Origin of the sequence: Alteromonas macleodii, from assembly GCF_903772925.1 — a bacterium.
In the GTDB taxonomy this organism is placed as follows: domain Bacteria; phylum Pseudomonadota; class Gammaproteobacteria; order Enterobacterales; family Alteromonadaceae; genus Alteromonas; species Alteromonas macleodii_A.
The window spans coordinates 1,098,623-1,119,782 of sequence record NZ_LR812090.1; the positions used below are offsets into that span (position 1 = coordinate 1,098,623).

Annotated in this window: 18 protein-coding genes; 17 read left to right on the forward strand and 1 reads right to left on the reverse strand. The window is 43.4% G+C overall.

Annotated features, from left to right (window positions below; all coding sequences use genetic code 11):
• The first annotated feature begins 162 nt into the window (after positions 1-162).
• From PCAR9_RS04755 to flgL, 7 genes are all read left to right on the forward strand, one after another.
• Positions 163-906: a flagellar basal body rod protein FlgF gene (locus tag PCAR9_RS04755; RefSeq protein ID WP_179982630.1), complete on the forward strand. Its 744-nt coding sequence runs from the start codon at positions 163-165 to the stop codon at positions 904-906.
• A gap of 46 nt (positions 907-952) precedes the next feature.
• Positions 953-1,741 (forward strand): flagellar basal-body rod protein FlgG, encoded by a 789-nt coding sequence (flgG, locus tag PCAR9_RS04760; protein WP_015066437.1) that lies wholly within the window; start codon positions 953-955, stop codon positions 1,739-1,741.
• A gap of 11 nt (positions 1,742-1,752) precedes the next feature.
• On the forward strand, positions 1,753-2,433 hold the full coding sequence (flgH, locus tag PCAR9_RS04765; RefSeq protein WP_179982631.1) for a flagellar basal body L-ring protein FlgH: 681 nt from the start codon (positions 1,753-1,755) through the stop codon (positions 2,431-2,433).
• A 20-nt stretch (positions 2,434-2,453) separates the two neighbouring features.
• Positions 2,454-3,566, forward strand: a complete 1,113-nt coding sequence (locus PCAR9_RS04770) for a flagellar basal body P-ring protein FlgI (RefSeq protein WP_179982632.1) — start codon at positions 2,454-2,456, stop codon at positions 3,564-3,566.
• Between the two features lie 64 nt (positions 3,567-3,630).
• The gene (gene flgJ, locus PCAR9_RS04775) at positions 3,631-4,581 is read left to right on the forward strand and encodes a flagellar assembly peptidoglycan hydrolase FlgJ (RefSeq protein ID WP_179982633.1); all 951 of its coding nucleotides are present in this window, start codon (positions 3,631-3,633) and stop codon (positions 4,579-4,581) included.
• Positions 4,582-4,609: 28 nt separating this feature from the next.
• Positions 4,610-6,652: a flagellar hook-associated protein FlgK gene (gene flgK / locus PCAR9_RS04780; RefSeq protein WP_179982634.1), complete on the forward strand. Its 2,043-nt coding sequence runs from the start codon at positions 4,610-4,612 to the stop codon at positions 6,650-6,652.
• A gap of 7 nt (positions 6,653-6,659) precedes the next feature.
• On the forward strand, positions 6,660-7,883 hold the full coding sequence (gene flgL / locus PCAR9_RS04785; RefSeq protein ID WP_179982635.1) for a flagellar hook-associated protein FlgL: 1,224 nt from the start codon (positions 6,660-6,662) through the stop codon (positions 7,881-7,883).
• A gap of 6 nt (positions 7,884-7,889) precedes the next feature.
• Here flgL and PCAR9_RS04790 read toward each other — a convergent pair whose 3' ends face one another.
• Positions 7,890-8,864 (reverse strand): hypothetical protein, encoded by a 975-nt coding sequence (locus PCAR9_RS04790; RefSeq protein ID WP_179982636.1) that lies wholly within the window; start codon positions 8,862-8,864, stop codon positions 7,890-7,892.
• 239 nt (positions 8,865-9,103) lie between these two features.
• On the opposite strand from PCAR9_RS04790, the gene PCAR9_RS04795 reads away from it, so the two are divergent.
• From PCAR9_RS04795 to pseG, 10 genes are all read left to right on the forward strand, one after another.
• Positions 9,104-9,946, forward strand: a complete 843-nt coding sequence (locus PCAR9_RS04795) for a flagellin N-terminal helical domain-containing protein (protein WP_179982637.1) — start codon at positions 9,104-9,106, stop codon at positions 9,944-9,946.
• Positions 9,947-10,651: 705 nt separating this feature from the next.
• A complete protein-coding gene (locus tag PCAR9_RS04800) occupies positions 10,652-11,500 on the forward strand; it encodes a flagellin N-terminal helical domain-containing protein (RefSeq protein ID WP_118490019.1) in 849 nt (282 codons plus the stop codon).
• Between the two features lie 765 nt (positions 11,501-12,265).
• Positions 12,266-13,105, forward strand: coding sequence for a flagellin N-terminal helical domain-containing protein (locus PCAR9_RS04805; protein ID WP_179982638.1), 840 nt, complete (start codon positions 12,266-12,268; stop codon positions 13,103-13,105).
• Between the two features lie 88 nt (positions 13,106-13,193).
• Positions 13,194-13,694, forward strand: coding sequence for a flagellar protein FlaG (locus tag PCAR9_RS04810; protein WP_179982639.1), 501 nt, complete (start codon positions 13,194-13,196; stop codon positions 13,692-13,694).
• A gap of 11 nt (positions 13,695-13,705) precedes the next feature.
• On the forward strand, positions 13,706-15,136 hold the full coding sequence (gene fliD / locus PCAR9_RS04815; protein ID WP_179982640.1) for a flagellar filament capping protein FliD: 1,431 nt from the start codon (positions 13,706-13,708) through the stop codon (positions 15,134-15,136).
• A 21-nt stretch (positions 15,137-15,157) separates the two neighbouring features.
• Positions 15,158-15,586 carry a flagellar export chaperone FliS gene (gene fliS / locus PCAR9_RS04820; protein ID WP_179982641.1) on the forward strand — a complete coding sequence of 143 codons (429 nt, stop codon included), beginning with the start codon at positions 15,158-15,160 and terminating at the stop codon, positions 15,584-15,586.
• Positions 15,583-15,900, forward strand: a complete 318-nt coding sequence (locus tag PCAR9_RS04825) for a hypothetical protein (protein ID WP_179982642.1) — start codon at positions 15,583-15,585, stop codon at positions 15,898-15,900. Before fliS ends, PCAR9_RS04825 begins: the two co-directional genes overlap by 4 nt.
• Entirely contained in the window at positions 15,900-19,262 is a 3,363-nt protein-coding gene (locus PCAR9_RS04830; protein WP_179982643.1) for a motility associated factor glycosyltransferase family protein, read from the forward strand. Before PCAR9_RS04825 ends, PCAR9_RS04830 begins: the two co-directional genes overlap by 1 nt.
• A 78-nt stretch (positions 19,263-19,340) precedes the next feature.
• Positions 19,341-20,036, forward strand: coding sequence for a pseudaminic acid cytidylyltransferase (pseF, locus tag PCAR9_RS04835; RefSeq protein ID WP_179982644.1), 696 nt, complete (start codon positions 19,341-19,343; stop codon positions 20,034-20,036).
• 20 nt (positions 20,037-20,056) lie between these two features.
• Positions 20,057-21,160, forward strand: a complete 1,104-nt coding sequence (pseG, locus tag PCAR9_RS04840; RefSeq protein WP_269475080.1) for a UDP-2,4-diacetamido-2,4,6-trideoxy-beta-L-altropyranose hydrolase — start codon at positions 20,057-20,059, stop codon at positions 21,158-21,160.

Sequence of the window (21,160 nt, forward strand, 5' to 3'; positions counted from 1 at the left end):
TTATTGCCGATATTTACAAGAGCCGCACAACAGCGGCTCTTTTATTTTCCTTTAAATATCAATTTAATACCTTTCATATTTTCTACTTGAGTTAAAAATCCACAGGTTGGCATCGCCTTTGCAAAATCTTGCTTAAGGTTTAATCAGAGTCAAAAGTCAGTCATGGACAAACTTCTCTACATTGCAGCAAGTGGCGCATCCCAAGACCTATTAGGAACTGGGGTTAGAGCCAATAACTTAGCCAACGCGCAGACAACCGGGTTTAGAGCTCAATTAGAGCAAGCGAGATCGATGCCGGCTTACGGCGAAGGTTTGCCAACCCGCGTGTTTTCTATGACTGAAAGCCCGTCTAACAATTATGAGTCGGGTCCAATGATTAAAACGGATCGAGATTTAGATGTGGCCATTCAAGGGGATGGTTGGTTTGCGGTGCAAGATCAAAATGGTCAAGAAGCTTATTCCAGAGATGGCAACTTCAAACTAGGCGATGACGGAATTTTGACAGACATTCACGACCGTGTGGTGCTAGGCGACAACGGCCCTATTTTTCTTCCAGTACCTTTGGACAATCTTAACATTGCCGCTGATGGCACCTTGTCCATGAGACAGCTAGGAGCCCCAGCCAATGTTATCGAGGAAGTAGGACGTCTCAAGCTAGTTTCTCCAAACTACGCTGATATGGAGCGGGGCACCGACGGCTTATTTAGAATGGAAGATGGCTCAATTGCGCCCGCTAACGCTAACGTAAAAGTGGCGTCTGGCATGCTTGAAGGTTCTAACGTAAATGCTGTTGAAGAGATGGTAGACATGATAAGTCTTCAGCGTCACTACGAGCTTCAAGTAAAAGTGATGAAACAAGCGGAAGAGCTTGATACCCGTGGCAATTCTTTGTTGCGCATACTGTAAACGAATTTTAAACACCGTTGCCCTTTGAGCAACGTCGGAGGTTAACATGCATCCAGCACTATGGATTAGTAAAACCGGACTAGACGCCGCACAAACCGATGTGGCAGTGGTGTCTAACAACCTAGCAAACGCATCAACCGTAGGCTTTAAAAAAGACCGCGCAGTATTTGAAGATTTGCTTTATCAGAATATCAACCAGCCAGGCGGTCGTTCCTCTGCTGACACCGAACTACCATCTGGACTAATGCTTGGTTCAGGTTCAAAAGTGGTCGCTACGCAAAAAGCACATACGCAGGGTAACTTGCTGACCACTGAAAATGCGTTGGATATGTCAATTCAAGGCCGCGGCTATTTTGAAATTTTGCAGCCCGACGGCACTATTGCTTATTCACGGAATGGTCAGTTTTCACTTAACGACCAAGGTCAAATTGTTACTTCTGGCGCTGGCTTTTTACTTCAGCCTGAAGTGGCTGTTCCTGAAGATGCCCAGCAAATCACTATCTCACAAGATGGTGAAATAAGCGTGAGTATCCGAGGACAAGCAGAGCCTCAGGTATTGGGTCAGTTAAATATTTCAGATTTTGTGAATCCGACGGGACTTCAACCTACGGGACAGAACCTTTTCGTAGAGACAGCATCAAGCGGTGCGCCTATTCAAGGTATACCTGGACTTCAAGGTTTAGGTTACATCTCTCAGGGTACCCTTGAAACGTCAAATGTAAACGTAACTGAAGAGTTGGTGAACCTTATCGAAAGCCAGCGCTTGTACGAAATGAACTCGAAAGTCATTTCGTCGGTCGACCAAATGCTTGGTCAAGTTATCCAGCAACTTTAATAGGTAGCGTCATGCGTATTTTAGGTTTATCTGCTGCTCTACTGCTACTAGGCGGTTGCGCCAGTACAACTGAACCACCTGTACAGGCTAACGACCCCTCGTTTGCACCAGTAGTGCCAGATTACCCGCGTGAAACGGTAGTAGAAGATGGGTCTTTGTTTCGTTCACACATGGCAAACAGTTTGTACTCAGATGTTACCGCTAGGCGAGTTGGCGACATCATTACGGTTACCCTTAACGAAAGCACTTCTGCGAGTAAATCTGCAGATACTTCTACAGCCAAAGATACCAATGTAAACCTAGATACGATTACGGGTCTTGGCGGTCAGGCTGTGAATATTGGTGGTCAATCTATTCAATTAGGTATCGGCTCTTCCCGTGATTTCACCGGTGATGCAGAAGCAAACCAAAGTAATAGCCTGGACGGTGCTATTTCGGTAACCGTTGTAGACGTATTGCCAAACAATAATTTGGTTATTCGCGGTGAGAAGTGGCTAACGTTGAACCACGGCGATGAGTATATCCGTCTAACTGGCATTATTCGCCCTGCAGATATCAGCCCTGAGAATGAGATAGTGTCTACGAAGGTAGCCAATGCTCGCATTCAATATTCAGGCACGGGTACTTTTGCAAGAGCACAGGAAAAGGGCTGGTTAACTAAGTTCTTTGATTCAACTTGGTGGCCTCTTTAGGCTTTGGTAGGAGAGTGGACATGCGTTTATTTTCAGTCGTATTAGCCGTATTTGCACTGCTTTTATCTTCACAAGCAGCGGCGCAGCGCATTAAAGATTTAGCGAGCATACAGGGCGTTCGTAGTAACCAATTAGTGGGATATGGTCTTGTTGTTGGTTTACCTGGTACAGGGGAGCAAAGCCCATTCACCGAGCAGAGCTTTAGAACGATGCTGAGTAATTTTGGTATTAGTTTAGATGCCAACACTAAGCCCAAAATTAAGAATGTTGCAGCGGTGGCTGTACATGCTGAATTGCCTGCTTTCGCAAAGCCTGGTCAAACCATAGATATTACGGTTTCTTCCGTAGGCGAAGCGTCGAGCCTTCAAGGTGGAACACTTCTTCAAACGTTTCTTCGCGGGGTTGATGGCAAAGTTTACGCAGTTGCGCAAGGAAGCTTAGTGGTTAGTGGGTTCGGTGCGCAGGGTGGAGACGGTTCTCGCATTGTTGTGAATACACCTACTGTTGGCAGAATTCCGAACGGCGCCATGGTTGAACAATCGGTTCCAAGCGGTTTTGCCAATGGCGACACGCTGACCCTTAATCTTCATTACCCAGACTTTTCAACTGCAAAAGCTCTTGCAGACACTATTAACGAACGCTTAGGTGCGCAGCCTGAAAATGGCTACATCATTGCAAAACCCATTGACGCTGCATCGGTCCGAGTTACTGCTCCACGTGATGTGGGCCAGCGAGTCGGCTTCTTGGCTACTCTGGAAAACTTTGAATTCACGCCAGCAGATGCACCAGCACGCGTTGTGATAAACAGCCGTACCGGCACAATCGTAATAGGCAGCGATGTTCGCTTATTGCCCGCGGCAATTACCCACGGCGGTTTAACGGTAACGATTTCTGAAAACCAGCAGGTTGCTCAACCCAATGCATTTGCTGACGGTGAGACCGTGGTAACAACGCAGTCAATTGTTGATGTGGACTTGGCTGATAGCAGAATGTTCAAGTTTGAGCCAGGCGTTACGCTTGATCAACTTGTGCGTGCGGTTAATGAAGTGGGCGCTGCTCCGGGTGACTTAATGGCCATCTTAGAGGCGCTGCGTCAAGCGGGCGCTTTACGCGGTGAGCTTGTGATTATCTAAAGCAAGCGAGTAGTTTTTAAGAGTATCTGATAGGAACACTGAAGGTTAGAGCGGAACAAATACGATGGAAGCACTAAGCACAAAAAATCAGCTTGATATGGCACGTAATGTCCATGATATGGGCAGCATTAACAAAATGCGTGAAGCCATTGCGTCAGGCGATGAAACGGTATTGCAAGAAGCTGCTCAGCAGTTTGAGGCAATATTTGTGCAAATGATGTTGAAGTCTATGCGTAAAGCACAAGATGCCCTTGCCGATGAAAATAGTCCGTTCAATTCTCAACAAGTGAAGTTTTACCGTGACATGCACGACCAACAGCTGGCTACAGATTTAACATCAGGCGGAGGCCTGGGGTTAGCTGATGTCATTGTGAAACAGCTGGGTCAGACCGAAGATAGCTATACGCCAGCGAGTGTCATAAGAAGTGACGGTGATATTTCATCGTTAAATAGAAACCGTGAGTACAAGGTTGCTGAGGCACAAGATTTAGCACTTTCCTCTAATTCGATCAAAAGCCAGTCGGCGCAAAAAGATGCCATGTTCAAAAGTCCCGAAGACTTTGTTGAGAGCCTTATGCCTATTGCTGAGAAAGTAGCGGCAAAATACGGCATGGATCCGAAAGCAATCATTTCTCAGGCTGCGGTAGAAACAGGCTGGGGAAAATTCGTTATCCATAAAGCTGACGGAAGTAGTTCACACAATTTGTTTGGTATCAAAGCGAACAAAGGATGGCAGGGCGACCAGGCCGTAGTCGACACACTGGAATTCAACAGCGGGCTGCCACAGAAACAAAAAGCTGCATTTAGATCCTATTCATCGGTAGAAGAGGCAATGGAAGACTACGGGCGCTTTATTACCTCACAGCCTCGCTATAGCCATGCTGTGGAAAATGCTTCAGATGCTGCGCGTTACACAAGTGCGCTTCAAGACGCGGGTTACGCTACTGACCCTGAATATGCCAGCAAGATAATGGCCGTTTACAACAGCGAACGTCTTAGTGCGCTGATGCCATAGTTTAGAAGCTATAGGTGAGGAGAATACAGTGAGTTCTGTTGATTTATATTCATTAGCTACAAGCGGCGTAAACGCTAGCAACAAGTTACTTCAAACTACGAGTAACAATATTGCTAATGTGAATACACCTGGTTATGTCCGCGAGCGCACGGAGCTTCAAAACAGCCAAGTATTCGGTGTGGAGATTGGAAATACTGAGCGCGTTATCAACGTATTTGCACAAAACCAACTGCGTCGTGATATTACATCGGTAGGTGAACTCGAAGCTTTTTCTAGTAAAACTACGGCAATTGACAATCTTCTGGCCAGCGAAGCCAACTCTATTTCTCAGGGGTTAAGTGAATACTTTTCTGCATTGCAAACCGCCGCCGACGATCCAACAAACCTTGCATCTCGTGAACAGGTACTTAGTAAATCTGAATCCCTCTATAACCGAATGAGAACCTTGTCGGATTATATGTTGGAAAAAGAAGAAGAGCTCAATTTAGAGTTCACTTCAATGGTTAACAGAGCGAATACCCTAATAGGCAATATTGGTGATTTAAATCGCAATATTGTTATTGCAAACGGCAACAATACGAGTGACCAGCCCAGTGCTCTTCTTAACGAACGAGATCAGGCGATAGACGAGCTTGCCTCAATAATGGGAATTACTGTAAAAGAGAGCACCACTCAAAACGGCGCTGTTACTATTAACCTAACTTCCGGCGAGTCACTCGTACTCGAAAACGGCGCATTCAATCTTTTTGAGTTAAGTTCTAACGCTGATTTAACGACCAAAGAGATCAAACTAGAAACTAATTTTGGCTCGCAAACTAAAAACGATGCTTCAATACGTGTCGTCGAAGAAGACTTAGGCGGAGCTTTAGGAGGCTTGTTTAGGTATCGCAATGAAGTTTTAGGACCAACAATGCGCGACGTAGGTCAGCTCTCCGTCGCTTTTGCCGATGCGATGAATACGCAGAATAAACTGGGTATGGACTTAGACGGGCAAATAGGCGGTAACATTTTCGACATTCCTTCTTTTAGAGGGCTAGCCTATGAAGACACCAATGGCGACTACGTAGTTACAGCACAAATCACCGAAGGCAAGGGCGCTGAATTAACCGACGCCGATTACAAAATTGAAGTGACGGCCGTTGCCGCTGGTGTACCCAGTGAAATAGAAATCACATTTCTAAATCCAGACGGCACGCCTAAAAAAGACGGTTCAGGCAATGATATCATTTTTTCAAACTTTGCTGTTACGTCAGGTTTTAATGAGCTACCTGGCGGCATCGAAATAGACTTTGCAGGGAGCGATCCCTACACCGTGGGTAACGAGTTTTTGATTCAGCCAACAAAGGATGTGGCTTCAAATATAAGTTTAGATACAAATCGCCCAGAGGATTTAGCTTTCGCCAATCCGGTACGAGCTGGGGCTGACAGTACAAACTTAGGCAGCGCTAACGTAATAGATGTAACTGTTTCGAATACGGAAGTGGGAACCTCTGCTTTTGATGGAGCGGGTGGCCTTTTAAATTCAGCACCCGCTCAAATTAGCTTTACGGCTGCCGATACCTATGAAGTGTTAGATGGAAGCGGGACGGTTTTAGCTACTGTAACGGGTACAACGGATTTAACGAACCTTATCACTCAAGCGGGAATAAGTCCTGATCCAGGTTTTGATCTGAGCTTAGATGGTGTGCCAAAAGCAGGTGATAGCTTTTCAATTAGCTATAATACAGATGGGTTCAACGATAACAGCAATGCGCTTAATTTAGCTGCTCTTCAGAATGAAAATAAAGTTCAGGTGAGTAGTGAAGCAACCAATACGCCAAGAACGTTTCAAGATGCCTATGCGTCTATGGTAGGGCGTATTGGTGAAGATGCATCAATGGCTAGTGTCTCATTGGCTTCGGCTGAAGCGATGAAAGTTCAATCGCAAAACTGGTTTGAGTCTGTGTCGGGCGTAAGCTTGGACGAAGAAGCTGCTAACTTGATAAAATACCAGCAGAGCTATGCAGCTGCAGCACGTATTTTATCTACGGCCCAAGAATTATTTAATACCATTTTGCAATCAGCAAGGTAGGTGAGCTATGCGTATATCAACGAATCAAATTTATGATCAAAACATGCGCTCGATTATGCAAAATCAGGGCGACTTGGCGAAAACCCAAGAACAGCTAGCTTCAGGTAAACGCATAATCACGCCCAGCGATGACCCTGTTGGAGCAGCGAAAGTACTGCGCTTAACCGAAGAAATCGATGAGCTTACTCAGTTTCAACGCAATAATGATTTGGTAACGGGGTCGCTTGAACAGCAAGAGGCTGTGCTGACAAATATTACCAACTCAATAAATCGTGCGAGAACGCTTATCGTTCAAGCTGGAAATGGGATTTTAGACGATCCTGACAAACGTGCTATTGGTTCAGAGTTAGAGCAAATAAAGCTTGAGGTGTTCGATCTGATGAATACCCAAGATGCAGACGGAAATTATTTGTATGCGGGCTTTCAGTCTGGAAACCAGGCGTTTACTTACAACCCCGCGTCTGGGGGTAATGCCATCTCTTTCTCTGGAGATGCTGGTGTTAATTTTATCCAACTTTCTAACAGTTCAAAAATTCAATCAACCAGTAACGGTTATGAAGTTTTTGAAAATGTATTATCTCGTTTTAACTTCTCGGTTACTGGTAGTACGGTGGGATCGTTAGACGGAGCCACCATTTCAGAACAAGGCACCTTTGATACCTTTTTTAACAATAACTACGACGCGGTGAATAGCTCGAATAACGATTTTCGCATAGACTTTTTGGGCTCAGGTCAGGCACAACTTGTTAATCAAAACAGCGGTGCAGTTATTGACACAGTGGGCTACACGTCTGGCGAACCGTTCACAATAAAAGGAATGCAGTTTGATGCCGTAGCAGCTCCGGGTACGAGCATTGATTTTTCTCTCGATCAGCCAGAGAAAAAGAGCATGGCGCAAACCATTCACGAAGTGCAAACATTGCTATCGGATAGCACCATTAATCATGGCGCATTACAAGACGCTATTGCCGATGCATTGGTCGGTTTAGATAACGGGTTAGAGAAAATATCGCTTGAGCGGGCCTCTATAGGTAGTCGCCTAAACATTGCTGAAAGTACTTACGAAAGTAACTTGGATATGGAAATTGCTGCCAAAGCGCAACGCTCTTCTATTCAAGACGTTGACTATGCTGAAGCGTCTACTGAATTCGCAAAGCAAGAAACTGCGCTAAATGCTGCGCTTACAACTTTTCCTCAGGTATCTAACTTATCTTTGTTCAACTACATTTAACAGACGCTAACATAGCGAATTGATGCCCTTGATCTTGGCCAGGTAAACTCTGGCCTCGTTATCGATGTGACTTGAGTAATAAGACATATAAAGGACATCATCTTTTAATACTATTCCTGGATAACTCGTATCACCGCTGCTAGGCAATGTTAGTACCTCGGTAAGCTGTTTGCTTTTTGCATCGAAATGCCAAATACGCGTTGAAAACTTCCGATTTTCCCAATCTACGTGCCGGCCAGCGACCAAAAATGTGGTTTCGCTTAAGGCTACGGCACAAGGTCCACCAATATAGATACCTAAATCACACCAGTTCCACTTTGTATAAGGTGGTTTGGAAGTGCCAAAATGAGCAGAAAATGTATCAGAGTCACGTCTCACAAAAACAGCGGCGTGCCCCTCAGAGTTAAACAGAAGTGCACTTTCATTCGGAAAACCTTTGTTGTTTTTAGCTAGTCCAAAAACGTTTGATTTGTGAATGCGCATGGCTCGTGTTGGGTCGCCTTCATACAGCGAAATGTGTTCAGCTGGACGATGATAAGCAAAACCGAACGCTTTATTGTTTATCCATTGTGGCCTCCATATCCACCATCCATCATCCCCAAACCAGTGTTTACTAGACCAAGATTTTCCAGTGGTAGTGAAAACGCTGAGCATTTTTGTGTGGGCTTGAGCATTTTCATCAATAGTCTTTGCAAAGGCCGTTAATATTACCCTATGCCCGTCAAACATCAGTTTAGGATCTCTTAAATCTGTGCCAGGTTCACTAATCAGAACCTTACTGACAACCTGAAACGTTTTTTCGCAAACAGTGAGGATAACTATTACCCCATCTTTGCTCACATGATTAGTTGCCTGGCGATAACAACACAACAATGAATTACTACTTTTGTCGTAGGGATTTTCCATCAAATCAGTAAAGGCTGCATGTATAGCGGGCGGTGAGATACGACAAACTTCAATTAATTTGAGTTTTTTATTCAATTGAAATCTCCTTTAAAAATCTGATGTTTAGTGAAGGATTCTAGCTCTTTAAGCGGCAATATATTACCGCTAATCGGCAAATATCGTAATTTTTTCTAAAGAGAATTTGCATGTTGTCGATACAGTTTCTGAGAGAGCCAGTTCATCAATTACCCCTCAGGTCTTGATGACTACTAAAACAAAACGTCGGAAATTCCGACAGCCAGCGCACGCTGGACTGAGAGTGTAGGAGAGACTTTATGTCTATGTTCGTTAATACCAATGTATCCTCATTGAATGCCCAGCGTCAGCTTTTTGATGTAAGCAATTCTTTGAGCACGTCTTTTGAGCGTCTATCTTCAGGCTTCCGTATCAACAGCGCTGCTGATGATGCCGCGGGTCTACAGATCACTGACCGTATGACTTCACAAATTGAAGGTCTAAACCAAGCTGTACGTAACGCTAATGATGCGATTTCACTGTCGCAGACTGCTGAAGGTGCGTTATCTGAAACAACTACAGCACTTCAACGTATTCGTACTCTAGCGATTCAATCACAAAACGGTATCAACAGCTCTGCTGACCGTGCTGCGCTTCAAAAAGAAGTGTCTGCATTACGTACAGAAATTTCACGTATCGCAACAACAACTGAGTTTGCCGGTGTAAGTATTCTTTCTGGTGCGTTCTCTGCTTCGTTCCTAGTAGGTGCGAACGCAGGTCAGACAATTTCAGTTAACTTGTCTTCACCTACGCTAACTGCTGCGGGTGTTTCAGGTTTTGGACCTACAGGGCTTGGTATCAGTGGTAACGTACTTACAGCGAGTGCAGCGTCATCAATTCTTGATAGTGTAGATAGCGCTATCTCTGCAATTGGTAGCTTACGTGCCGATTTAGGTGCCTTACAGAACCGCTTCCAGTCAACTATCCGTAACCTAAGCAACATCTCTGAAAACGTATCGGCTGCACGTTCACAGATTAAGGATACCGATTTCGCGACTGAAACAGCTAACCTAACCCGTAACCAGATCATTCAGCAGGCAAGTACTACTGTATTATCGCAGGCTAACCAGCGCCCGCAGGCTGCATTACAGCTTCTAGGTTAATCGTAATTAGCGTGAAGCCAGGAGGTAGTGCTCTAGTTCACGTGCGTTTAAAGCTGGTCTTTTCAAGACCAGCTTTTTTATATCTCAACCACTTAATTGTTATAAAGCCCGCCTACACACATATTTGTGCTTTCAGTCCATAGCCCTAACACTATGAAGTTAAGAGGTTTTTTTATTTATTCTCTTTTTTATCTAAAAATTTGAAAAAATATCTAAAGTAAAAATCGATCTTTGACGATAACTAATACAAAGGGGAGATAAACGATGTTTTTATCCTCTACGCTTCTAAAGTTTATGTTTAAAAGCGTTAATAGCACCGTTTTAATTCAGATTTACTTTAAGATTCTGAGTTTAAAAGTTAGGAAATACAGTGCTTTAAGTCGACAAAAGGTTTTGAAAAAAATATTAAAGTAATTTCAAGCAAAGGTCGATAAAAGATGGAGTTTGCTGATAGATGGTTAGAGCTGCTGACCGGCGAGAATAGAGCCAGGAGGTAGTGAGAGGTTTGAGGTTCTGGAACACCAAACCCACCGACCAGCAAAGAGAAGAAACTTCTCTATTTAGCAAGTTCCATTGGTAGTGTGCCAATGAAACGTCAGAATAAACTGACAGAGTTTTCAAAGCACAGGTTATGCCAAATATTTAAATTAATTGCGCAAATAATAAAACCAATAGCGCCATACTCGAAACTGTTAGGAGAGACCCATGAGTCTATTTGTTAATACCAATGTGTCATCATTAAATGCACAACGTCAATTGTTCACTACAGGTAATAATCTGAGCACTGCTTTTGAGCGCCTTTCTTCAGGCTTCAGAATTAACAGCGCGGCAGATGATGCGGCTGGACTGCAAATTACTGACCGTATGACTTCACAAATTCAAGGTTTAGACCAGGCGGTTCGAAACGCTAACGACGGTATCTCATTAGCGCAAACAGCTGAAGGCGCAATGGCCGAAACAACCACAGCTTTGCAGCGTATTCGTACCTTGGCGATTCAATCTCAAAACGGTATTAACAGCTCTGCAGACCGAGCAGCGCTACAGAAAGAAGTGTCTGCACTAAGAACGGAAATCTCAAGAATTGCAACGACTACCGAATTTGCCGGTGTAAGTATCCTTTCTGGTGTGTTTTCAGCATCGTTCTTAGTTGGCGCGAACTCAGGTCAGACGATTTCTGTTAATCTATCGTCTCAAGCACTAACTGCAGCAGGTGTAACCGGCTTTAGCGCTACTGGCTTGGGAATTATTTCAGCTGACGTACTAACTGCCGCTGGCGCATCAGCACTTCTTGATGATGTTGATACGGCAATATCGGCAATTGGTGGCCTACGTGCAGATTTGGGTGCTATCCAGAATAGATTCCAATCTACAATTAGAAACTTAAGTAACATCTCAGAGAACGTATCAGCGGCAAGATCGCGAATTAAAGATGCGGACTTTGCCACCGAGACGGCAGAATTGAGCCGCAACCAGATTTTGCAGCAGGCAAGTACCACTATCCTGGCGCAGGCAAATCAGCGTCCACAGGCTGCACTTTCACTACTAGGTGGTTAATAGGTTAGACGCTTTATTTGGGAAGGAGTTGAGAGGCCATCCCCTAAAGAAGGTAAGCGGCCAATGAGGCCGCTCCCTTAAGAAAGCGTCGACTAACAGGACTGAGAGTGTAGAAGTGTTGGTTGAGAGGCCAGTTTATCCTACTAAATACCTGCCAGCCGACAGAAACTGAATTTGCTCAATCTCCTAACGTGAGCAAATTGGCCGAGAGTTAAATTGTCTCGGCCTTTTTTTTAGTATTACCGAAACATCCCGCCAATTTCAAACAAATTGCAGAGCAAGACAATCTGTTCAAACTCTTACTTGCAGCTTCGATGCCAATTTTGAAGAGTATTTCAAAAATCTGACTTTTATCGTGTGCCGATATGCATTAATCACTTACTTCTATTTTCTATGCACTTAAATTGAATGTGCAAACCTTTATTGGGTTGCCTTTTGACGACTGCAATGAAGTACCCTCATTGAACAACTTTCATACTTGCACCTACATTTATCTAAAAAATTACGAAGAATTCGCGTAGTTAGATTATTTTTATTAAATTTCTTTTTTATATAAATCATTGGTTTAGGGTAATTCTAAATAATTTTTTCAAAAAAAATAAAAATAAGACTAAAGAATCTAAAGGGTTGGCCGATACCTATAGTTGAGGGGTAATTTACTTTACTTTTAACAGAGGCGTTAGCTCGGAGTAGTGACCAAGCTAATATGAACTGGAAGGATTTGATCGTACCACATTGGTCGACGAGTCCCTAGGAGGTATTCCAATGAGTTTATTCGTTAACACAAATGTGTCTTCGATCAACGCACAACGTCAGCTTTTTGACGTAAATGATCGTTTATCTACGTCGTTCGAAAGATTGTCTTCAGGCTTTAGAATTAACAGTGCGGCAGATGACGCTGCAGGCCTTCAAATTTCTGACAGACTTACATCTCAGGTTGAAGGTTTGAACCAAGCTGTACGTAACGCAAATGATGCTATTTCGTTAGCGCAAACAGCCGAAGGTGCGATCAGCGAGATCACAACAAGCCTACAGCGTATTCGCCAGTTATCTATCCAATCGCAAAACGGTATCAATTCTTCTGCCGACCGTTTGGCGCTACAAAAAGAAGTATCAGCGCTAAGAACTGAAATTTCTCGTATCGCAACGGATACTCAGTTTGGTAACGTTAACATCTTAGATGGTAATTTTTCTGCTTCATTCCTAGTAGGTGCTAACGCAGGTCAAACGATTTCAGTAAATCTTTCAACTGGTAACCTAGGTTCAATCACTGGCTTTAGTACTGCTGGTCTTGGTATCGATAGCAACAGTGTTTCTACGGCGGCTGGTGCATCTGCACTACTTAGCGCTGTAGATGCTGCAATTTCTGGTATCGGGGGCGTTCGTGCTGATTTAGGTGCGCTTCAAAACAGATTCCAGTCGACTATTCGTAACCTGAGTAACATCAGTGAGAACTTGTCTGCGGCACGCTCTCAAATCAGAGACACAGATTTCGCGGCGGAAACGGCTGAACTAACACGTAACCAGATTATTCAACAAGCATCTGTTTCAGTTCTGAGCCAGGCTAATCAGCGTCCACAGACTGCGCTATCGTTGCTTGGATAAGCTATAATACAATTTAGCCTTAGTTGAGATGTAACGGGTGCTTGCTTAGGCAGGCTCCCGTTTTGTCGTTTCAGAAGGGGGTAGAAACGTGGAAATACCGAATATTCAAAATGGTCAGCCTTTTGCATCAAGTACAGGAATAGGGGCATCGCCGGATAGTGCTGCTAATACTGCACCGTCTGTAAAGGAGAATCTAAGTTCACCTAAAGAGGGGCAAAATGGCGTTATCAATACAGATGAGCTTGCAAAGGCGCCTTTAACTCAGCAAGTTAATGCTGAATTAGAAAAGGAAAATTTGTCTCAAGGTTTATCCCAAGACGCCGATAACCAAGGTGGAGAGAGGAATGCTGCTAAACTCGAAGAGGCAGTGGCAAAAGTTGAATCATTTCTAACTGTTCAAAACAGGGACTTAACTTTTTCGATCGACGAAAATACTAACCGTTCAGTAGTAACGGTTAAAGACGGTCAATCTGGAGATGTTATTCGGCAAATACCTTCCGAGGAGCTTTTAAAGCTTGCCGAAAGAATCCAAGAACTACAGCAGGATGTAGGGAATAGTGTAGGGGTGTTTATCAACAATCAGGTTTAATGAGGTAGGTTATGACTATTCAGTCGCTAGGTGTAGGTTCAGGTTTAGCACTTGACGATCTTGTTCAGCAGCTCTTAGATGCTGAGAGATTGCCGAAAGAAGAAAGGCTAAACGCAAAAGAAGAGCAGATCGAAGCTGAAATATCTGGTCTTGGTCAAATAAAGTCAAAGCTGTCAGATTTTAAAGATGCAGTAGACGATTTGCGTAGCGATACTGATATCAATGGTCGAGAGCCTACAGTCGTTAACCCCTCTGAAGATGACGACGTTCTATCGGCTGATGCGTCGAGCTCTGCCTTGCGCGGAAGTTACGATATTACCGTACAACAGCTTGCGTCAGGGAGTCGTATAACAACTGACGCCGGTGCATTTACTTCCAGTACAGATCCTGTTTTAACTTCTGGAACAGGCTCGTTAACCTTTAGTATTCCTGGTGGCGATTCGTTTACTATCAACGTTGATTCAGGCACTTCTCTTGTTGACCTGAGAGAAGCGATAAACAGTGCCGACGATAACTTTGGTGTAACCGCAAATATCATAGATACAGGTACTGCCGAAGGGCCTCGCTTGGTGTTTTTGTCTGAAGAGACTGGTGAAGGCAATGATTTAGTTATCAACAACGATACGGGCGCTGCTGAACTTGACAGACTTTCAACTGCTGGCGGTACTAATAATATTAGTGCAGCTAATATTGAGTCGGCGAAAAACGCCATAGCATTTGTGGATGGTATTGAAGTTCAAAGCGAATCGAACAAGTTTGAAAATACAATTCAAAACGTTACCTTTGACGTAAACGAAATTTCACCAAAAGACAATGCAGGCAATTTTTTGTCAACAACGCTGAAAATAGGTTTTGACAAAGAAGGGCTAGAACAAAAAATTAGAGATTTCGTTGATAATTACAATGCTATAATTGACGAGATAGGTACATTAACACGCTACGGTGAATCCGAGTTGGAAGAAGATGGGGCACTAGCTGGAGACTCATTACTAAGAGGTGTTCAGTCAGGGCTTTCTTCAATTATCGGGGACAATGTTTCTTCATCAGAACTTGGTGGCTTATTCAGACTTGGCATAGAGCTAGACCAAGATGGAAAGCTTGAAATTAGTTCTTCAGACTTCGGAATCGGGTCTGGTGAAGACAGATTAAAAGATGCGTTGGAAGATAATTTTGACGATATCGCTACATTGTTTACTGATGAAAACGAAGGTATAGCTGTTCGTTTATACGATTTCGTTGACGAGTTCACATCATCTGGTGGCCTTATTTCTCTACGTGAAAAAACGGCGAAAGAAAATAGGGAAGATGTCTATGCTGATAGGGAAACCCTAGAGCTTCGTATGTTTAGCTATGAACAAATTTTACGAGACAAATACCTAAACTTAGATCAGACCGTGGCCCAATTGAACCAGACAAGCTCGGCATTATTAGCCGCACTATAACGTACGAGTTTCGGAGAAAGTATGTCCCTTAAAGGTATAAATGCCTACAAAAAAGGCAATTTGAAGCAAGATGTTGCCAATGCAGATCCACATAAATTAACCTTGATGTTGCTTCAGGGCGCGTTAGATAGAATTGCCTACGCAAAAGGTGCAATGGAAAGAAGAGAGCTTAAAGAAAAGGCGACTTTCATTTCTAAAGCCACAGCTATTATTATTCATTTACGTGATACGTTAGACGTAAAAGTGGGCGGAGAAGTTGCTGAAAATATGTTCGCCCTATATGAATTTATGATTGAAAAGCTAAATGAAGCTCATGTAAACAATGACGTAGCTTTGTTAGATGAAGTGTCTTCACTTTTAGCACCGATTAGAGATGCATGGGTGCAAATTCCTCAGGAAGCCAAAGAAGAGGCATTTCGGGCGCAACGAGAAAGTAAGCAAGCCATTTGAACCTTGATAAATTAAACCATTCCTTAACACCACTTTTTCTAGGTAAAGTTAACGCAGCAATTGCGGTTTGCGTGGCGGCAGAGCCTGCCGCGCTCTCGACTGAACAATTCCATCACCTTATTAGCCTTCGACATTCTATAGTGCTGCGCGAGTTGCGCCGACTTTCAGACGATGAACGCTCAGCTTTTGCTGAAAATGAATTAACTATTAACCGAGAACTCGAAGCGCTAGCGCTTGAGTTGAAGTTAGCAGCAAAAGAGGAGATAGTTGGCTTTTCAAGAGCGCAAAAAGCGGCAAAGAGATATAAAAAATAATGCTTAAAGCCATTAAATTCTACCTTTTAGATGATGAAGAACAGCAAACATCACTAGAAGTCGAATCTGCATATGCGATAAAAAAGAACAAAGAAAAAAGTCTAATAGCCTTCAAACGTGTGATGCCTGTTATCTGTGCTCAGTTAATGCAATCGCGAAGCACGTCTACGTCTGTGTTTATCAACAAAGATAAAGAGCTCGATATTGTCGATTTTAATAGCGGCAAGGTATTGTATGGCGACCAGGTAACAGCCAATATCCACAAACATGTGGATGCTTTTTTACGTTCACCATCGGTTTTAGATAAAAACGGTTTTTCACGGCAAGCATATCCTCTTGAAGGTGATGCTGACGTATTGGTGGTGCTGGGATTGGGATTAGGCATTCACCTTTTAAAGCTAGTGAGAGAAACTAACTTTAAAAGTATTATTCTTTACGAACCAAATTTTGAATACACACACTGCTCTTTGCACACAGGTGTGTGGCCGGAAATTTTTAAGGTTGCCGCTGGGAAAGGGACGGCGATTTACTTTCAAAGCCAGCGTGATGGAAGTTCGGTCTTAGAGGACTTGAGTGAATTAAAGCAAGTTAGCCCTTTTACCAGTGTCTATTTTTATCAGCACTATCACAGTGTGAGCTTCGACTCAGTAATGAGAAGCCTGTCAGAGCTAACCATCGATAACGTACAAAAACGTTTGTTTTCCTTCCCTTCAGTGCAACCATTCGACGATTATTTAGTCCCATGGAACCCTATAGTCACGAGAAGTAATTGGGATAAAAGCCACCTTAGTCGCGACACCTTTGATAAAAATATAGCGGCGTTCTCAAAGTACTACCCAGACATTGCACACGAATTCAAAGATTATGTTCCGCTCAAGTGGGAGCCTCAAGCGAACCAGTGTGGAGAAGTAAACCTTTTTCATATAGAGACCTGTACGCCACTTTATGGTGATAGTCCAAAACGCGAATCTGAACTGGCTTATGAGGCGTTTGTTAGACAGCCCAACCGGGATAACTTAATTTTAGGTTATGCAGGCGGGAAGCTAATTCATTATTCGCACCATAAAATGGTCAGAAGAATTCAAGAACATTTGGCAGGGATGGAAGAGGAAGAAGGCGAGTTACCTGAAACTGTTAAGTCGATGCTTCTTTTTGGAATGGGAGTGGGCTATCAACTTGAAGCTTTAAGTGAGTCTCGAGATATTGAAAAGCTTTTTGTTTGTGAGCCTAATCGAGATTACTTTTTTGCTTCCCTGTATGCGATAGATTGGGCAGCAATACTTAACAAGGTTGAAGAAAAGCGGCACCGAATTTATCTCAACATAGGCGATGATGGTAGCAACTTAGTTCGCGACCTGTTAAGTCAGTTCCATTCCATTGGTACTCATATTATTGCTAACACCTACCTCTCCCTTGGTTACGATAACGAGGTGCTACTGCCTGCTGTCGATAAACTCAGAGAAGACCTGCGTTTGATAGTTGCTATGGGAGAATATTTCGAACATTCTCGCTTTGGGACAACACATACCAAGTGGGCGGTAGAAAACAATATAGGGTTTTATCGCAAAGCTGGTGTGCAGCCCTTGGGTAAAGACCTAAGTGATGTTGCCGTATTTATTGTAGGAAATGGCCCCTCTCTTGATAGTCTAATGCCGCTTTTAAAAGAAGAAAGAGAACATGCAATTGTCATTTCGTGCGGTACGGCGCTTCAGGCAATGTATAGCAATGGCATTGTTCCTGATTTTCACGCTGAAGTGGAATCAAACCGGGCGTCTTTTGACTGGGCATCTCGAATTGGTGACAAAGCGTATTTAAAGCAAATTAATTTTATCAGCTGTAATGGCGTGCACCCTGATACGGCAGAGCTTTATAAGAATACTTATCTCGCTTTCAAAGAGGGGGAGTCATCGACGGTATTCATGAAAGAACTCTTTCCTGAGTTAGATTTGCCTTTCCTTCATTTTTCCTATCCCACCGTTTCTAATTTCGTTATCAATTACGTCTTAGAGCTGGGTTTCAAACAAGTTTATTTGTTTGGGGTAGATCTCGGTATGGTTGATGTTAACCATCATCACTCTAAGTCTTCAGGCTATTATAAAAAAGACGGTGGCGAACTGTTCAATCACGCCGAACGGATAGACACTTCATTGGTAGTGCCGGGGAATTTAAGACCCTATGTAAATACCAAATTTGAATTCAATATGTCTAAATCTGTGATTGAGAAAACCCTTGCAGCGTTTAAAGATGCCGACGTATATAACTTAAACGATGGCGCCAAAATTGCCGGCAGTCCTCCTTTAGAGCAAGACTCCCTAATTATTACCAATTCATTGGAAGACAAACAGGCAGCGATGAACTGGATTCAAACTCAGGCTCATGTTCCTATCCCAGCGGCAGAATTCAAACAGCGATTTGCTAAACGTTTTAACCATGAAGCGTTAATTGAGGATATCACCAATTTCAAAGCGTTATCTGAAAGAGAATTCAACGGGCGCGAAGATATTGATAAGCTTGTGTTCGACCAGCGAAAATTTTTGGTCGAAGCGTATTTGCGTAAATGCTCTATTCTGTTTTTCTACTTCAATGGTACATCGAACTATATAAACAGTATTTTTAGTAAACTAACGCATTTCAAGAACGACGAACTTGTGATGGAAAAGTTTGAGGCTATAAGGGAGTGTTGGCACAACTTTCTCGATGATGCGTTAACGAGTATTTCTATGTACCCAGATGCCTTTGACACTGTCTCAAGTTTTACAAGAGAAAGACAAGAAATCGCCCTTCAAGAGTTTACAGAAAGAGAACGCGTAGCCTTCGTCAGTGAATCTGTTAGCGACGTACTAAGTGCACTAGGAATTAACCAAAACGCTGAAGATACCCAATGCCATTATCAGATTGAAGTTATTTCAGGTGTCCCTGGTTTGAAAGAGCGAAAGGCTGGTGTAAGCCGAATGGCGTATATTGTAAATGACCCAGAACTTCTAGTGGCATTACATAAACAACTCAAACCTGAAGAAAGCAATATGCTTGTATTTTGTCCATTCGAAGGTTCTGATGACAAAAGACTCGAAAAAGCCGTTTTTACCGCGGTACTTGCGCTAACTTCGAGCGATAAATTGCAATTGGTGTTTCCTAAGCTTGAACAAGAAGATTGGGGAAGCTTCTTTGAGAATTACTTCTCTATACTATCCTGCGGTATGACATCATTTGAAACCTATAACATGTTTGCTTTAGCTTCTGAACCTCTGGCCGATAAAGAGATGACTAATGAAGGCGGTGATAGATTTTGGTTGTGTCCAAGGCCGTTAGAAACATCACTTTGTGAGACAAAACTCATTTTCAGTAAAAAGAAGTCGGCTTAGCGTGACTGAATCGTTGAGTCATCGTGCCATTAGCGTCAAAAGTTACTAAACCAGAATACGCTAACAGCAGAGACATATATGAATGTAGCAATAATTCCAGCGCGCGGCGGTAGTAAACGTATTTTGCGAAAAAACCTTCGTTCTTTTTGCAACAAGCCTATTATTGCCTGGTCTATCGAAGCCGCTTTGAACTCTGCGCAATTTGATAAGGTTATTGTGAGCACTGATGATGACGAAATTGCGCAGTTTGCTATTGAAAAGGGGGCAACAGTTCCGTTCGTCCGACCCGCTGAACTGTCCGATGACCACGCGATAACCCGCGATGTAGTTAATCACGCACTCACATGGTTAGCTGAGAACGAGCAACCGGCAGAATACTGTTGTGTGTTATATGCTACGGCCCCTTTTGTCACATCTAATGATTTGGCTAGCGCCTTTGCACAGTTAAAAAGTTCAAAGAGAAACTTTTGCTTTGCGGCTACCAGTTTCCCTTTCCCAATTCAGCGTGCTTTTTACTTCACGCCGCAAGGCGATATTGAAATGTTCGATAAAAAGCAAATGAAAACACGTTCTCAAGATCTACAAGAAGCCTATCATGATGCCGGGCAATTTTACTGGGGAAAAGCAGAGGCTTTTTTGCAAAACTTGCCTATGTACTCTCATCACGCCAGCGCGTTTTTGATGCCAAGATATCGCGTACAAGATATTGATACCGAGGAAGATTGGGAAACTGCAGAACTTTTATTTAGCGCGATACAGTCTCGAGGGTTGTAAGGGTGGGCCACTCAGTTAGGGTGCTGATCCGCGCGGACAGTGCTGAGCACATAGGAACAGGTCACATAATGCGCTGCCTGACGTTGGCTAAGTTGCTGTATGAACGTGGCATATCAATAACCTTTATTTCAAAGCCTCATAAAGGTCATTGTTTAGATGAAGTGAGGCGAGCAGGTTTTAAGGTTATCGAGCTACCTGTAGCCGAGTCTGCCGAATATGAAGGGAGTTGGTGCCCCCATGCTAAATGGTTAGGTGGTACAGAACTGAATGACGCAGAGATGTCATTGGCGGCAATACAGCCAGTTACGCTAACAGAGCGCATAATTATCGTAGTCGACCATTTTTCGCTTACCTCTCAATGGCACGATACGGTGAAAGAAGCCCTTAATGCCAAAGTCGTTGTGATTGATGGTCTAGCAGACCGTGCGCTGCAATGCGATGTATTAATTGACCCTAATTTAGTACTCGATGCACAAAAGAAATGGGGTGCAAAAATACCAAAGTCCACTAGGCTCATGATTGGCCCAGAGTACTTTCCGTTGCGAGGAGAGTTCACTCAAATCTCTCCTATACTGCGCAAATCAGTAAAACGCGTTTTTGTTTGCTTTGGCGGCATGGACAAAGATAATGCCACCTTGTTTGTATGCGAACTGCTCGCCAAATGGAATGAAAAGTTAGATGACCCTGTCAGCGTAGATGTTGTTATAGGCAAGCATCATCCACATAAGCAAGAAATAATAACGTTCTGTGAACAACATGGCATCGAATTACATGTACAGGCATCGAATATTTCATCGTTAATGTCACAAGCTGATTTAGCTATTGGCGGAGGGGGGACCATATCTTGGGAGCGCTGTATGATGGCCTTACCCACAGTTATCCTCACCATTGCTCAAAATCAAGTTGCGCAAGCAAACGCATTAGAAGCCAAGGGAGCGGTGGTTTATGTTGGCGACTTCAATACAAAATGTGAAAACTTAAAAGAGGTTGGACAACGTGTTATTAACGTGCTTGAGGACTTAAGGTGCTCTTCAGATAAATTGAATGAAATGTCTGCTAAGGCGCTATCGGTTATGGATGCATACAACCACGCCCACTCGTGGGTAGATGAAATTATAAGTTAA

Coding starts and splice junctions, on each gene's coding strand:
- PCAR9_RS04755 (WP_179982630.1), top strand. CDS start 163: ATGGACAAACTTCTCTACATTGCAGCAAGTGGCGCATCCCAAGACCTA.
- flgG (WP_015066437.1), top strand. CDS start 953: ATGCATCCAGCACTATGGATTAGTAAAACCGGACTAGACGCCGCACAA.
- flgH (WP_179982631.1), top strand. CDS start 1,753: ATGCGTATTTTAGGTTTATCTGCTGCTCTACTGCTACTAGGCGGTTGC.
- PCAR9_RS04770 (WP_179982632.1), top strand. CDS start 2,454: ATGCGTTTATTTTCAGTCGTATTAGCCGTATTTGCACTGCTTTTATCT.
- flgJ (WP_179982633.1), top strand. CDS start 3,631: ATGGAAGCACTAAGCACAAAAAATCAGCTTGATATGGCACGTAATGTC.
- flgL (WP_179982635.1), top strand. CDS start 6,660: ATGCGTATATCAACGAATCAAATTTATGATCAAAACATGCGCTCGATT.
- PCAR9_RS04795 (WP_179982637.1), top strand. CDS start 9,104: ATGTCTATGTTCGTTAATACCAATGTATCCTCATTGAATGCCCAGCGT.
- PCAR9_RS04800 (WP_118490019.1), top strand. CDS start 10,652: ATGAGTCTATTTGTTAATACCAATGTGTCATCATTAAATGCACAACGT.
- PCAR9_RS04805 (WP_179982638.1), top strand. CDS start 12,266: ATGAGTTTATTCGTTAACACAAATGTGTCTTCGATCAACGCACAACGT.
- fliD (WP_179982640.1), top strand. CDS start 13,706: ATGACTATTCAGTCGCTAGGTGTAGGTTCAGGTTTAGCACTTGACGAT.
- fliS (WP_179982641.1), top strand. CDS start 15,158: ATGTCCCTTAAAGGTATAAATGCCTACAAAAAAGGCAATTTGAAGCAA.
- PCAR9_RS04830 (WP_179982643.1), top strand. CDS start 15,900: ATGCTTAAAGCCATTAAATTCTACCTTTTAGATGATGAAGAACAGCAA.
- pseF (WP_179982644.1), top strand. CDS start 19,341: ATGAATGTAGCAATAATTCCAGCGCGCGGCGGTAGTAAACGTATTTTG.